The sequence below is a fragment of the Micrococcus porci genome (assembly GCF_020097155.1).
Classification (GTDB): domain Bacteria; phylum Actinomycetota; class Actinomycetes; order Actinomycetales; family Micrococcaceae; genus Micrococcus; species Micrococcus porci.
In genome coordinates this window covers 1,313,251-1,326,470 of record NZ_CP083691.1, presented here as the reverse complement: position 1 = coordinate 1,326,470, position 13,220 = coordinate 1,313,251, and the positions used below count along the sequence as shown (strand labels likewise).

The following is a 13,220-nucleotide window of genomic DNA, read 5'->3' as shown; positions in this document are numbered from 1 at the left end:
GGCCCCGCCCGTGTTCCCGCGATCGGCTCCCCCATCGCGCCCGGCCCGGCCCCTCGGCCGCCGCCCGCGGCGCCCGAGACGAACTGCGAGTCGCCATGACCGAGAACACCGCCGCCGCGGAGGCCGTCGCCCCCACCGCCCCCGAGCAGACCTTCGCCGACTTCGGCGTCCAAGAGCCCATCGTGCGGGCCCTGTCCGAGAAGGGCATCGTCCACCCGTTCCCCATCCAGGCCATGACCCTGCCCGTCGCCCTCGGCGGCCACGACATCATCGGCCAGGCCAAGACCGGCACCGGCAAAACCCTGGGCTTCGGCATCCCGGCCCTGCAGCGGGCCGTGGGCCCCGACGAGGCGGGCTGGGACACGCGCGTCGCGGCCGGCGCCGCCGGCGCCCCGCAGGCCCTGGTCGTCGCCCCCACCCGCGAGCTCGCCGTGCAGGTGGCCGGCGACCTGGTGGCCGCCGCCAAGCACCGTCCGCTGCGCATCGCCACGATCTACGGCGGGCGCGCCTACGAGCCCCAGATCGAGGAGCTGCAGCGCGGCGTGGAGGTCGTCGTCGGGACCCCCGGCCGCCTCATCGACCTGCTGCGGCAGAAGCACCTGCGCCTGGACGCCGTGAACACCGTGGTCCTGGATGAGGCCGACGAGATGCTGGACCTCGGCTTCCTGCCCGACGTGGAGACCCTCCTGGCCGCCGTGCCCGAGGTCCGCCAGACCATGCTGTTCTCCGCCACGATGCCCGGCCCCGTGATCGCCATGGCCCGCCGGTACATGACCCGTCCCACGCACATCCGCGCATCGGACCCGGAGGACGAGGGCCTCACCAAGAAGGACATCCGCCAGCTCGTCTACCGGGCCCACCACATGGACAAGGACGAGCTCGTGGCGCGCGCGCTGCAGGCCGAGGGCCGCGGCCGCACCATCATCTTCACGCGCACCAAGCGCACCGCCGCCCGCGTGGCGGAGGAGCTGACGAACCGCGGGTTCGCCGCCGGCCCGCTGCACGGCGACCTCGGCCAGGGCGCCCGCGAGCAGGCCCTGCGCGCGTTCCGCAATGGCAAGGTGGACATCCTGGTGGCCACGGACGTGGCGGCCCGCGGCATCGACGTCGACGACGTCACGCACGTGATCAACTTCCAGGCCCCCGAGGACGCCAAGACCTACGTGCACCGCGTGGGCCGCACCGGCCGCGCCGGCCACAAGGGCACCGCGGTGACCCTGGTGGACTGGGAGGACATGCCGCGCTGGTCGCTGATCGACAAGGCGCTGGGGCTGAACCAGCCCGAGCCCGTCGAGACGTACTCCTCGTCCCCGCACCTCTTCTCCGACCTCGGCATCCCGAAGGGCACCAAGGGGCGCCTCCCGAAAGAGAAGCGCGTGCTCGCCGGCCTGGACGCCGAGCGGCTCGAGGACCTCGGCGGCCCGGAGGCCAAGGAGAAGGCGGCCCGCGGCGGTCGCGACGAGCGGTCGGGCTCCCGGTCCGGCGGGCGCGGCGAGCGCTCCGGCGGCCGGGGCGGGCGCGCCGGCGGCGGCTCCCGGGCCTCCCGCGAGGATCGGCCCCCGCGTGAGGACCGCACGCCTCGCGGGGAGCGGGCGCCGCGCCCCGAGAAGACGGTGAAGGCGGAGCGGGCGCCCCGCGCGGAGCGTGCCCCGCGGGCCGAGAAGGCCGACCGCCCGGCCGCCGCGGAGCGCTCGGAAGGCGCCTCCGGCGAGCGCCGACGCCGCACCCGCACGCGTCGGCGCGGCGGTGACGTGATCGACGGCTGACGCGCGGACGCTTTCGTCCGCGAAGTGAACGCCTCGGGAGAGGCTTTCGTCCGTGAAGTGGACTCCATTGACGACGGCGCCCCGCATCCCCTCGTCCCGGGGTGCGGGGCGCCCTCCGTTTCGCGCACGACAACCCCGGACACGCCGTCCGTTTCGCGATCGAAAGCGTCGGAGGCGGCGCGTCGGCTCAGCCGCGGACGACCGCCGCGCCCGTCCCCTGGTGCTCGATCTCGGCGAGCACCTCGGGGCCGGTGGTGAACTCTCCGATCAGGTTCGGCTTGCCGGCCCCGTGGTAGTCCGAGGAGCCCGTGACGAACAGTCCGTGCCGCGTCGCGGTCTCGCGCAGCCACGTGCGCTCCTGTTCGGGGTTGTCCCGGTGGTCGGCCTCGAGTCCGGCCAGGCCCGCCTCGATCATCGCCTCCAGGACGTCGTCGCCCACGATCCGCCCGCGGAGTCGGGCGCGCGGGTGCGCGAAGACGGGCACCCCGCCGGCGGCGCGGACGAGCCGGACCGCCTCCACGGGGTCGACGGCGTAGTGCGGCACGTAGTACTTGGAGCCGCCGCGCAGGATCGAGGAGAACGCCGCGGAGCGGTCCGGGACGGCGCCGATCGTCACGAGCGCGTCGGCGATGTGCGGGCGGCCGATCGTCGCGTTCTCCGAGGCGTGCTCGCGCACGAGGTCCCAGGTGATGGGGAAGTCCTCGGCCAGGCGGTCGGTCATCGACTGCGCGCGGGTGAGCCGGGCGTCGCGCGAGGCGCCCAGCTCGGCCAGCAGGGACGGGTCCGCGGGGTCGTGCAGGTAGCTGAGCAGGTGCACGCTCGTGCCGTCCGCGGCCATGCAGGACATCTCCATGCCGGGGACGAGCAGCAGCCCGGTCTCCCGGGCGGCGTCGGCGGCCGCGGCCCAGCCGGCCGTGGTGTCGTGGTCCGTCAACGCGAGCCCGTCCAGTCCGGCGAGAGCGGCGGCGTGCACGACGTCGGCGGCCGGCTCGGTGCCGTCCGACTCGGTGGAGTGCGTGTGCAGGTCGTAGCGCGCCGTGGACATGGCTCACAGCGTAGTCGTCGTCCCCGCGGCGGGGCGGTGAGACGATGGGGGCATGACCGACGCATCCGCACAGCAGAACGACGACCTGGCGCCCGAGGCGGCCGCGGACTCCGGCGCGGCCCTGAGCCCGCAGCCGCTGGCCGAGCGCGTGGAGAACCGCTCGCAGAAGCCGACCTCGGACGCGTTCCGCGCCTTCATGGCCTCGCAGTGGGCGCCCGCCTCCCGGGAGCTGCCCGGTCCGGACGCCTCCGCCCCGTTCGCCGCGCGCCGCCGCGCCGCGGTCTCGGCCATGTTCCCGGGTGAGCGGATCGTGGTGCCGGCCGGCCGCCCCAAGGTCCGCTCCAACGACACGGACTACCGCTTCCGCGCGCATTCGGCGTTCGCCCACCTGACCGGCCTGGGCGTGGACCACGAGCCGGACGCCGTCCTCGTCCTGGAGCCCACGGACGCGGGCGCGGGCGACGCGGGCACGGACCACGCGGCCACCCTGTACTTCCGTCCGCTGGCCGGCCGGGACACGGAGCAGTTCTACTCCGACCCCCGCGCGGGCGAGTTCTGGATCGGCCCCCGCCCCACGCTCGCGGAGCTGGCCGCACGCACCGGTCTGCGCACCGCCGGCCTGGAAGAGCTGGAGAACGCGGTGACCAAGGACGTCGCCGCCACGGCCGTGCGCCTGCTGCGCGAGGCGGACCAGGACATGGACGCCGTCGTCGCCGCCGCCCGGGCCGACGCCGGGGTGGACGCGCAGGCGGCCGGGGCCGCCGACGCCGCCCTCGCCGAGGCCCTCTCGGAGCTGCGCCTGGTGAAGGACGAGTGGGAGGTCGAGCGGATGCGCGCCTCCGTGGCCTCCACGATCGCCGGGTTCGAGGACGTCGTGCGCGCCCTGCCCCGCGCCGTGGGTCACGCCCGCGGCGAGCGCGTGGTGGAGGGCGCCTTCTTCGCCCGGGCCCGCGAGGAGGGCAACGACCTCGGCTACGACACGATCGCGGCATCCGGCAACAACGCCACCGTGCTGCACTGGATCCGCAACACCGGGCGGGTGCGTGAGGGCGAGCTGATCCTCGTGGACGCCGGCGTCGAGGACGACTCCCTCTACACCGCCGACATCACCCGCACCCTGCCGGTCTCCGGCACGTACTCGGACGTCCAGCGCCGCGTGTACCAGGCCGTGCTCGACGCCGCCGACGCCGCGTTCGCGCTCGTGAAGCCGGGGATCCGCTTCCGGGAGATCCACGCCGAGGCCATGCGCGTGCTCGCGGGCCGCCTCCACGGGTGGGGCCTGCTGCCGGTGTCCCCCGAGGAGGCCCTGTCCGAGGCCGGCCAGCACCACCGCCGCTGGATGCCGCACGGCACGAGCCACCACCTGGGGCTCGACGTGCACGACTGCGCCCAGGCCAGGCGCGAGCTCTACCTGGACGCCGTGCTCGAGCCGGGCATGGTGTTCACCATCGAGCCGGGCCTGTACTTCAAGGCCGAGGACCTGGCCATCCCGGAGGAGTACCGCGGCATCGGCGTCCGCATCGAGGACGACATCCTCGTGACCGAGGACGGCGCCGAGAACCTCTCCGCCGCGCTGCCGCGCACCCCGGAGGACGTCGAGGCCTGGATGGCGCGCCTGCAGGGCTGAACCGTCGGCGTCTCCTGCGCGCTCCCGGGGCGCGGTGGGCGGGACCGTGCCCCGGGGGCCGGGGCCTGGCTAGGGTCGGCGGCATGTCGACCCTCCCGGAGAACGCCCCCGACTCCCGTCCGACCGCCGAGTCTCCCGTCGTCGCCCCCGGTGCCGCCGTCACCGAGCTCATCGAGGCGATCGACGCCCTCCGCGCGCGGATCGTCGCCGCCGAGCAGGCCCATGCGGAGCGCCTCGACCGCGTCGCCGACCGCCACCGCGCGTCGGCGCGGAACCTCGTCCACTATGTGACGCTGCGCGGGGAGGACCTGCGCCCCCTCCAGGACGCCCTGTCCGCCGTCGGCCTGTCCTCCCTCGGCCGGATGGAGGCCGGCGTGCTCGGCCACCTCGACGCCGTGCGCACCGCCCTCCACCCCCTGGGCGGCCGCCCCGCACCCGACCCGGCCGACGACGACCCCCTCTCCCCCGCGGAGGGGCGCGCACTCCTCGCCGCCAACGCGGAGTCGCTCCTCGGGCCCAGCCGCCCGGGCCGGGAGACCCGGATCATGGTCACCATGCCCTCCGAGGCCGCCACGAACGCCGCCCTGGTCCAGGGCATGGCCGACGCCGGCATGGACCTGGCCCGCGTGAACGCCGCCCATGACGGCGAGGCCGCCTGGGCAGCGATGGTCGCGAACATCCGCGGCGTCGCCCGGGACGGGGGCCGTCCCGCCCCCCGCATCTGCATGGACCTGGCCGGGCCGAAGCTGCGCACGGGGCCGCTCGAGCCGGGACCCGGCGTCGTGAAGGTCAAGCCCCGCCGGGACGTGGACGGGACCGTGCTGGAGCGCTCCCGCGTGTGGTTGGGCGAGGCGGACGCCCCGGAGGCCGCGGACGCCGTCGTCCTGCCGCTGGACCCGGCCGGCTCGGGGCACTCACCGGTGCTGTCCGCGCTGCGCCCCGGCGACCACGCGATGCTCACCGACGCCCGCGACTCCGACCGCACCCTGCACGTGCTGGCCGCCACGGAGGCGGGCGTGCTCCTGGCCTGCCGCAAGACCGTGTACTGGCACACCGGCCTCGAGGTGGACACCCCGCGCGGGACCCTGGTGGTCGGCGCGCTGCCGTCCGTCCCCCAGGCGATGCGCGTGCACGCCGGCGACGAGATCGTGCTCACCCGCTCCATGGACCCGCGCCCCGCGGTGAGCGAGGGGCCGTTCACGATCGGCTGCTCCCTGCCTCAGGCGTTCCAGGACGTGCGCCCGGGCGAGCGCGTCCTGATCGACGACGGCAAGATCACGGGCGAGGTCGTCTCGAACGACGGCGAGGCCATCACGCTGACCGTGACCGAGGCGGGCCCGACCGGGGCCAAGCTCCGGGCGGAGAAGGGCGTGAACTTCCCGGACACGGACCTGCGCCTGCCGGCCCTGACGGACGAGGACCGCTCTCACCTGCCGTTCGCGGCCGCGCACGCGGACGTCGTGAACATGTCCTTCGTCCGCTCCCCCGCGGACGTCGCCGCCCTCATCGACGCCCTCGACGCGGAGGACGCCCGGGGCGTGGGCGTCTCCCTGAAGATCGAGACCGTCGGGGCGTTCGAGCGGCTGCCGGCGATGCTCCTCGAGGCCATGCGGTGGAACGACGTGGGCGTCATGATCGCCCGCGGCGACCTCGCCGTGGAGGCCGGGTTCGAGCGCATGGCCGAGCTCCAGGAGGAGATCCTCTGGCTCTGCGAGGCCGCGCACGTCCCCGCCGTCTGGGCCACGCAGATCCTGGAGACCCTGGCCAAGCAGGGCCTGCCGTCCCGCGCCGAGATCACGGACGCCGCCATGGCGCAGCGCGCCGAGGCGGCCATGCTGAACAAGGGCCCGTACATCGACGAGGCGATCGGGGCCCTCTCCGACATCCTCACCCGCATGGGGGGCCACGCGGACAAGAAGCGCGACATGCTGCGCCGCCTGCGCTCCTGGTCGCTCTGACGGTGCATGCCGCGGGGGCGGTTCAGGACTGCGGACGGTCCCAGGGGTGCGGCTGACCCTGCGGGGCCTGCGGATCCTGCCGCGGTCGGCCGCCGCGCGCCTCGATGAGCCGGGCGACCTCCTCCGGGGGCAGCGTCACCCCGTAGGAGCGGTCCAGGCCGGCGGGCGCGGCGGGGTCCTGCGCCGGGCCGTCGACGTGCGCCGGTGCGGGCTCGGCGGAGGAGGCCGGGGCGGCGTGCGAGCCCGAGGGGCCGGACACCGCCGAGCCGGACGGCGCGGGGGCGGGGGCCGGGGCGGGGGCCGACTCCTGCACGGGCATCGGTGCGGGTGCCGGCGTCGCCGCCCCGCGGGCGCCGAGGCCGAGCTCCTGGCGGGCGCGCCCGGCATGCTCGAAGGCGACCACGAGGTCGTAGCCGCCGGGCACGAGGGCCTGCGTGGACGCGAAGCCGTGGCGGCCCTTGCGGGAGGCGAAGCCGACGACGCCGAAGATCACCCAGACCGCCACGCCCAGCAGCGCCGAGGTGACGATCTGCATGCCGCCGGCGGAGGAGTCGAGGAGGAGCAGGAAGGCGCCGATCATCGCGCCGAACAGGGCGCCCTGCACGGCCGCTCCGAGGGCCACCCGGCCGTAGTTCAGGCGGCCGCGCACCCGCTCCACGACGCGCAGGTCCTTGCCCACGATGGAGAGCGCGGTCACCGGGAAGTCGGCCTCGGCCAGGCGGTCCACCTGCTCACGGGCCTGCTCGTAGGTGCTGTACGTGGCCAGGAGCTCGCCCTGAGGCAGGCCGCCGGCGGCGGGTCCGGACATCATCATCGACATGCCTCCATTGTGCCCGGCCCTCCGCCCGCCCGCGGCGGCCTCCGCCGCGGGCGGACGGGCGCCACCCACTAGGCTGGTCCGGTGAACTCCCCTCGGATCTTCGTGGCCCGACTGCTGGGCCTGGACGTGTTCGACCCGCTCGGCGACCGCCTCGGCCGTCTGCGGGACGTGGTGGTGCTCGACCGCGGACGCGGGGCCCGCTCGGCGGCCACGGGCCTCGTCATCGAAGTCCCCGGCAAGAAGCGCGTGTTCGTGCCGATGACGCGCGTGACCTCCATGGACTCCGGCCAGATCATCACCACGGGCCTGATCAACCTCCGCCGGTTCTCCCGGCGGGGCGCGGAGCAGACGGTGGCCGGCGACCTGTTCGACCGGCGGGTGCACCTGACGGACGGCTCCGGCCGCGCCGTCGTGGAGGACCTGGGCATCGAGCAGCAGCGCAACGGCGACTGGCTGGTGACGGACTACTACGTGCGCCGCGACGACGGCCGCACCGCGTTCGGCCGGCCCCGCGGCGAGCACCTGCTCGTCTCCTGGGACGAGGTCGCCTGGGGCGCGGCGGCCGAGCCGCAGGGTGCCTCGAGCTTCGTCGCCGCCCACGACGACCTCAAGCCCGCGGACCTCGCGGACATGCTCCACGAGATGACGGACAAGCGGCGCGTCGAGGTCGCCAACGAGCTGCAGGACGAGCGCCTCGCCGACGTCCTCCAGGAGCTCCCCGACGACGACCAGGTCCAGATCCTCTCCCACCTGGACATCGAGCGCGCCGCGGACGTCCTGGAGGAGATGGATCCCGACGACGCGGCGGACCTCCTCAACGAGCTGCCGGACTCGCAGCAGGAGCTCCTGCTGGAGCTCATGGAGCCCGAGGACGCGGAGGACGTGCGGCGCCTGCTCGAGTACGAGGAGGACACGGTCGGCTCGATCATGACGCCGGTGCCCGTGGTGCTGCCCCCGGAGGCCACCGTGGCCGAGGCGATGGCCACCATCCGCCAGCAGGAGATCTCCCCGGCGCTGGCGTCCCTGGTGATCGTCGCCCGGCCTCCCCTGGAGACCCCCACCGGCCGCTACCTGGGCGTCGTGCACTTCCAGCGCCTGCTGCGCTACCCTCCGCCCGAGGCGATCGGCAACATCATGGACAAGGACCTCGAACCGGTCTCCGACATGGACTCCGTGGCCCACGTGACCCGCGAGCTGGCGACCTACAACCTGACGAGCATCCCCGTGGTCAACGCCCAGCACCGCGTGGTCGGCGCCGTCAGCGTGGACGACGTGCTGGACCACATCCTGCCGGAGGACTGGCGCGCCATGGACCCCGAGGACCACCCCGAGACGGAAGGCCAGGACTGACCATGCCCCAGAGCCCCCGCGACCCACGGGACACCCGCGCCACCGGCCTCGACACGCCGATGCGGGCCCGTGAGCGTGTCATGCCGCGCCTGACGCCCAACCCGGACGCGTTCGGCGAGTGGACGGAGGGCATCGCCCGGTTCATGGGCACCCCGCAGTTCCTGCTGTGGATGACCTTGTTCTGCCTAGTGTGGGTGGGGTGGAACTCCTACGCCCCCGAACCCTGGCGCTTCGACTCCGCGGCCCTGGGCTTCACGGCACTGACCCTCATGCTCTCCCTCCAGGCCTCCTACGCGGCCCCGCTGCTGCTGCTCGCGCAGAACCGGCAGGACGACCGCGACAAGGTGGCCCTGCGCGAGGATCGCGACCGTGCCGAGCGCAACCTCGCGGACACCGAGTTCCTGACTCGCGAGATCTCCGGCCTGCGCATCGCCCTCCAGGACATGGCCACCCGCGACTACGTCCGCGGTGAGCTCCGCGCCATGAACGAGGACCTCGTGGCCGCGCTCCGCGAGGTCGTCCGGGAGGAGGTCCGCGAGGAGCTGCGCGCCGAGGAGGCGGGCCCGGCCGTGGCCCCCAAGCCCAAGGAGAAGTCCAAGAAGAAGTCGTCCCGCCGGGAGCCGGGCCGTCCCGACGGGACGGAGGCGCACACGACCACGCTGGCGATCATCGCCGCCCAGGAGGCTGCGGATCAGGGTGGCGCCGCCCCTGACGCGGCCCATGCCGCCGACGACGCCGGGCAGGACGCCCCGTGAGCGCCCCGGCCCTGCCCCGCCCGGAGGTGCGGACCCCTCTGGAGGCTGCGGTCCTCGCGGCTCTCGACGGCGTGGTCGACCCGGAGATCCGCCGGCCGATCACGGAGCTCGGCATGGTCCGCTCCGTGGCGGAGACCGGCGGGGGCCATGTGGCCGTCGAGGTGCTGCTGACCATCGCCGGGTGTCCCCTGAAGGGGACCATCCAGGCGGACGTGGCCGCCGCCGTCGCGGACGTGCCGGGGTGCGCCGGCGTGGACGTGCGCCTGGGCGTGATGACCCCCACCGAGCGTGCCGCCCTCCAGGAGGCGCTGCGCGGGGCACGCCCCGCGAACCCCTTCGCGGAGGACTCGCTCACCCGCGTCCTCGCGGTCGCCTCGGGCAAGGGCGGCGTCGGCAAGTCCACGGTCACGGCCAACCTGGCGGTCGCGCTGGCCGGCCGGGGACTGTCCGTGGGGCTGATCGACGCGGACGTGCACGGCTACTCCATCCCGGGCCTGCTCGGCGTCCAGGCCTCCCCCACACGCGTGGGTGAGCTGATCCTGCCGCCCGTCTCGCGGGGCGTGAAGGTCATCTCGATCGGCATGTTCCTGGACGCGGACCGGCCGGTGGCCTGGCGCGGGCCCATGCTGCACCGCGCGCTCGAGCAGTTCGTCACGGACGTGCACTGGGGGGACCTGGACGTGCTCCTCGTGGACCTGCCCCCGGGCACCGGGGACATCGCCATCTCGACGGCGCAGCTGCTGCCGGCCTCGGAGCTCGTGGTGGTGACCACCCCGCAGCACGCCGCCGCGCAGGTGGCCGCGCGGGCCGGTCAGCTGGCGGCGCAGACCGGTCAGCGGGTCGCCGGCGTCGTGGAGAACATGGGGCCGATGGCCCTGCCGGACGGCACCGTGCTGGACGTCTTCGGCGCCGGCGGCGGCCAGGAGGTCGCGGACCGGCTCTCCGGCGCGCTGGGCACGTCGGTGCCGCTGCTGGGCACCGTGCCCCTGGACCCGGCGCTGCGCCGCGGGGGCGACGCGGGCGAGCCCGTGGTCGTCTCCGCGCCGGAGAGCCCGGCGGCCGCGGCCCTGCAGGAGGTCGCCGCTCGGCTGGCGGTGCGCCCCGGGAGCCTGCGCGGGCGCGGGCTCCCCGTCAGCCCTCGCTGACCGGGCGGGGCCCGGAGGGGCGGGCGCTCAGGTGGCGTCGACGTCGAACGGCGCCGGGGCCTTGCCGAGCAGGTCGAGGGGATCCGGGTCGGTGCCCAGGTGCTGCAGCGGGGCCGGGTCCGTGAGGACCTCCTCGGCGCGTCCGGAGGCCAGGAGGGCGGCCGCGACGCCGGCGGCGGCGGCCCCGGCCGGGGAAGGGGACGCGGCCGCCACGGGGACCGCGGCGGAGGGGACGTCCTCCGGGGTGGGGGCGTCGGACGGCGCCGAGGCGCCCCCGCCTGCCGGGGCGGCCGTGCTGCCGTCGCCCGAGGGGCGGCGGAACAGCGAGCGGGGGTCCATGTCCCGCAGGTCCTGGGCGGAGAGGCCGCCTTGCAGGTCCTCGGCGGCCACGCCGGTCAGCTCCTGCGCGCGGGCCGCGGCCGTGGAACCGTCGGCCGGCTCGCGGAGCGCGTCGCGGATGATCCGGCGGGGGTCGTACTGGCGGGGGTCGTACCTGCGCCAGTCCACGGAGTCGAAGTCCGTCCCGGTCTCCTCCTTGAACTGCGTCTTGGCGCCCTCGGCCATGTCCCGGGTCTTGCGGATGCCCTGTGCCAGGGCGCGGGTGTACTCGGGGAGCTTCTCCGGCCCGAGGACCACGAAGGCCAGGACGATCAGGACGATCAGCTCGGAGCCGTTGATGCCAAACACGCTCGTGACTCTACTAGACGCTCACCGGGCGCCCGCGGCCGGGTTCCGCACGGCCGCGCCGCCCACGCGGCCGTCCAGGAGGCGGTCCAGACCGCGCTCCAGCCGGTCGCGGGGATCCTCGTCGCGGCGGGGCGGGGCCAGCCCCGAGCGCTCGACGACGACGAGCTGGCTCAGCAGCGCCTCCGCCTGGGACCGGGGCACGGAGGCGTCCACCCGGTAGACGGCGTCCGACGTGCTCAGCCACGCCTCCCAGCCGCCGTCGGCGTGGTCGGCGATGCGGTAGTCCATGCCCACGGGGAGCCGGGCCTCGCTCGCTCCGGACACCCCCACCCCACCCTGGCGGGCGCACCGGGTGCGCTCGTCCGCGTCCGCCCCGCGGCACTCCCGGACGGTGACGACCGGGCTCGTGCGACCCCAGGCGACGGAGACCTCCGCGGCCTCCCCCACGCGGTCCGCGTGCACGGACAGCGGGCGCATCCCGGAGGCGGAGAGGGACGGCAGGGCCCAGCCCTGGCCGCGCAGCTCGTCCACGCGGGTCGCCACGTCGTCCTCGTCCGCGCTCGCACTGACGGGCGCGCTGACCGCCCGGACGGGGTCGACGTCGGCCGGGGCGGCCGTGGAGGCCGGCCCGCCCAGCATCCAGACGGCCGCGACCAACCCCGCGAGGACGACGAGCACCAGGAGGCCGCAGACGACCGCCCGCCCGGAGACGCCCCGGGGACGCATGACGGCACCGGCCGCCGGGCGGGCGTCCACGGACCGGGCCGCGTCCAGCACCCGGGCCCGCTGGCCGGCCACCGCCCGGCAGTCGGGGCAGCGGGACAGGTGGGCCTCCACCCGGCGGGACGCCCGGGGGGCCAGCACGCCCTCCAGGTAGGAGTCGAGCACGGGCAGGCAGTGTCCTCGTGCCAGCACCCCCACCTCCTCGTCTCCTCGGCCGGGCCGTCGCGGGGCTGGAGGGGTCCGCGGGGCCGGTGCGCTCGTGATGGCCTCCATCATGGCCACCGCACCTGGGAGGAGGCTGGACCGTCCCCCGGCGCCGCGCCCGGATTCCGTACACTGGCCCCGCCCCCGGAGGGGCAGCCGCCGCCTCCGACCGCCGACTCCGAGGTCCCCATGAGCGCCCTGCATCCCCAGCCCACCGACAAGCACGCCTCCTGGGCGTGGGCCGAGGCCCGCACCGCGGAGTCCGAGGTCCTGCTGCGCGCCCGGGAGCGCTCCGCGGAGCTGGGCGTCCGTGCGGTCGGCGAGGGGACGTCGGCGCTGCTCACCGTCCTGGCGGCCACCCGGGCGCCTTCGGCCGTCGTCGAGATCGGTACCGGCGCCGGCGTCTCGGGGCTCGCGCTGATGCGCGGGCTGCCGGAGCGCACCGTGCTCACCACGGTGGACCCCGACGCCGAGGCCCAGCGCGCCGCCCGCGAGGCCTTCTCCGAGGCGCACCTGCCCACCAGCCGGACGCGCATGATCTCGGGCCGCTCCCGCCTGGTCCTCCCCCGCCTCACCACGGGCGCGTACGAGATGGTCGTGGTGGACGGCGAGCCCGCCTCCCGGGCCTTCGACGTGGAGCAGGCGGCCCGCATGCTCGCCCCCGGCGGGCTGCTGGTGGTCGTCGACGCCCTGGACTCGGACCGCGTGCCGCGCGCGGCGGTCCGGGAGGACTCCACCGTCTCCGCCCGGGACGTCGACCGCCTGGTCCGGGAGGACGAGGCGTGGGTCTCGGCCGTGGTCCCCACGGGCACGGGGGTCCTGCTGGCCGTGCGCCGCTGAACCGGCGCCTCCCCGTCCGGACACGGAACGGCCCCCGCACCGTGCGGTGCGGGGGCCGTGTCGTGCGCGCGGGGCCGGGCTCAGGCCTGGGTGACGCCCTCGAGGCACTGCTGGAGCTCCTTGGCCTCGTCGGCGTTGATCTCCAGGACCAGGCGTCCGCCGCCGTCGATCGGGACGCGCATGATGAGGCTGCGGCCCTCCTTGGTCACTTCCATGGGACCGTCCCCGGTGCGGGGCTTCATGGCGGCCATTGCGACTTCCCTTCTCTGGCTTCGCGAATCAGACGCGCGGACCGTGCCA

General features: G+C 75.4%; 12 protein-coding genes. 7 read left to right on the top strand and 5 right to left on the bottom strand.

The window, feature by feature from the left end:
- The first annotated feature begins 95 nt into the window (after positions 1-95).
- Complete coding sequence (locus KW076_RS06425) at positions 96-1,766, top strand: DEAD/DEAH box helicase (protein WP_224354531.1); 1,671 nt, start codon at positions 96-98, stop codon at positions 1,764-1,766.
- Between the two features lie 187 nt (positions 1,767-1,953).
- Here KW076_RS06425 and KW076_RS06420 read toward each other — a convergent pair whose 3' ends face one another.
- Complete coding sequence (locus KW076_RS06420; RefSeq protein WP_224356742.1) at positions 1,954-2,811, bottom strand: PHP domain-containing protein; 858 nt, start codon at positions 2,809-2,811, stop codon at positions 1,954-1,956.
- 52 nt (positions 2,812-2,863) lie between these two features.
- On the opposite strand from KW076_RS06420, the gene KW076_RS06415 reads away from it, so the two are divergent.
- Entirely contained in the window at positions 2,864-4,438 is a 1,575-nt protein-coding gene (locus tag KW076_RS06415) for an aminopeptidase P family protein (protein ID WP_224356741.1), read from the top strand.
- A gap of 83 nt (positions 4,439-4,521) precedes the next feature.
- On the top strand, positions 4,522-6,396 hold the full coding sequence (locus tag KW076_RS06410; protein ID WP_224356740.1) for a pyruvate kinase: 1,875 nt from the start codon (positions 4,522-4,524) through the stop codon (positions 6,394-6,396).
- A 22-nt stretch (positions 6,397-6,418) separates the two neighbouring features.
- Here the strand turns inward: KW076_RS06410 and KW076_RS06405 are convergent, their stop codons facing one another.
- Positions 6,419-7,216, bottom strand: coding sequence for a YflT domain-containing protein (locus KW076_RS06405; RefSeq protein WP_224356739.1), 798 nt, complete (start codon positions 7,214-7,216; stop codon positions 6,419-6,421).
- 81 nt (positions 7,217-7,297) lie between these two features.
- On the opposite strand from KW076_RS06405, the gene KW076_RS06400 reads away from it, so the two are divergent.
- From KW076_RS06400 to KW076_RS06390, 3 genes are read left to right on the top strand one after another with little or no spacing between them, the layout of a single operon-like run.
- On the top strand, positions 7,298-8,566 hold the full coding sequence (locus KW076_RS06400; RefSeq protein WP_224356738.1) for a magnesium transporter MgtE N-terminal domain-containing protein: 1,269 nt from the start codon (positions 7,298-7,300) through the stop codon (positions 8,564-8,566).
- 2 nt (positions 8,567-8,568) lie between these two features.
- Complete coding sequence (locus KW076_RS06395) at positions 8,569-9,321, top strand: DUF1003 domain-containing protein (RefSeq protein WP_224356737.1); 753 nt, start codon at positions 8,569-8,571, stop codon at positions 9,319-9,321.
- Positions 9,318-10,466: an Mrp/NBP35 family ATP-binding protein gene (locus tag KW076_RS06390; RefSeq protein ID WP_224356736.1), complete on the top strand. Its 1,149-nt coding sequence runs from the start codon at positions 9,318-9,320 to the stop codon at positions 10,464-10,466. The genes KW076_RS06395 and KW076_RS06390 overlap by 4 nt, the downstream gene beginning before the upstream one ends.
- A gap of 27 nt (positions 10,467-10,493) precedes the next feature.
- Here KW076_RS06390 and KW076_RS06385 read toward each other — a convergent pair whose 3' ends face one another.
- A complete protein-coding gene (locus KW076_RS06385; protein ID WP_224356735.1) occupies positions 10,494-11,153 on the bottom strand; it encodes a Sec-independent protein translocase subunit TatA/TatB in 660 nt (219 codons plus the stop codon).
- A 21-nt stretch (positions 11,154-11,174) separates the two neighbouring features.
- Positions 11,175-12,068, bottom strand: coding sequence for a zf-HC2 domain-containing protein (locus KW076_RS06380; RefSeq protein ID WP_224356734.1), 894 nt, complete (start codon positions 12,066-12,068; stop codon positions 11,175-11,177).
- 201 nt (positions 12,069-12,269) lie between these two features.
- Between KW076_RS06380 and KW076_RS06375 the strand changes: the two genes are divergently transcribed.
- On the top strand, positions 12,270-12,920 hold the full coding sequence (locus KW076_RS06375) for an O-methyltransferase (protein ID WP_224356733.1): 651 nt from the start codon (positions 12,270-12,272) through the stop codon (positions 12,918-12,920).
- Positions 12,921-13,000: 80 nt separating this feature from the next.
- Here the strand turns inward: KW076_RS06375 and KW076_RS06370 are convergent, their stop codons facing one another.
- The gene (locus KW076_RS06370) at positions 13,001-13,171 is read right to left on the bottom strand and encodes a DUF3117 domain-containing protein (protein WP_224356732.1); all 171 of its coding nucleotides are present in this window, start codon (positions 13,169-13,171) and stop codon (positions 13,001-13,003) included.
- Positions 13,172-13,220: the final 49 nt, after the last annotated feature.

Bases quoted from the DNA above. Each gene is read 5' to 3' on its own strand.
- KW076_RS06425 (WP_224354531.1), top strand. From the start codon at position 96: ATGACCGAGAACACCGCCGCCGCGGAGGCCGTCGCCCCCACCGCCCCC.
- KW076_RS06420 (WP_224356742.1), bottom strand. From the start codon at position 2,811: ATGTCCACGGCGCGCTACGACCTGCACACGCACTCCACCGAGTCGGAC.
- KW076_RS06415 (WP_224356741.1), top strand. From the start codon at position 2,864: ATGACCGACGCATCCGCACAGCAGAACGACGACCTGGCGCCCGAGGCG.
- KW076_RS06410 (WP_224356740.1), top strand. From the start codon at position 4,522: ATGTCGACCCTCCCGGAGAACGCCCCCGACTCCCGTCCGACCGCCGAG.
- KW076_RS06405 (WP_224356739.1), bottom strand. From the start codon at position 7,216: ATGTCGATGATGATGTCCGGACCCGCCGCCGGCGGCCTGCCTCAGGGC.
- KW076_RS06395 (WP_224356737.1), top strand. From the start codon at position 8,569: ATGCCCCAGAGCCCCCGCGACCCACGGGACACCCGCGCCACCGGCCTC.
- KW076_RS06375 (WP_224356733.1), top strand. From the start codon at position 12,270: ATGAGCGCCCTGCATCCCCAGCCCACCGACAAGCACGCCTCCTGGGCG.
- KW076_RS06370 (WP_224356732.1), bottom strand. From the start codon at position 13,171: ATGGCCGCCATGAAGCCCCGCACCGGGGACGGTCCCATGGAAGTGACC.